We start from the raw sequence: 255 nt of genomic DNA on the forward strand, positions 1-255 counted from the left end.
CTTATCAATCGTTTTAATCGTATGCCAGTGTAAGCCGGTCAGTCGGCTGACATGACTGATGGGCATCAGTGCCAGCAGGGCTTCGACCCAGGCCTGGAGCCGGTGAGTCATGCGAGAAGCGGTTGGCAGCCAGTCAATGGCTTCCGTCACGCAGCCACATCGCAAGCAATCGACCCGTCGAACAGGAAGGCGCAGCAAAATACGCTTGTCCAATAGGTCACGATCACGAACCTGACGTATCCGACGATCGTGTAT

At 55.3% G+C, this 255-nt stretch carries 1 protein-coding gene; it reads right to left on the bottom strand.

All coding sequences use genetic code 11. The features are described 5' to 3' along the window. Nucleotides 1–255 (bottom strand): transposase family protein (locus tag C7H85_RS19395; protein WP_146140492.1); only part of this gene is annotated, 255 nt, incomplete at both ends.

The sequence above is a fragment of the Zobellella endophytica genome, from assembly GCF_003012775.1.
GTDB classification, from domain to species: Bacteria; Pseudomonadota; Gammaproteobacteria; order Enterobacterales; family Aeromonadaceae; genus Oceanimonas; species Oceanimonas endophytica.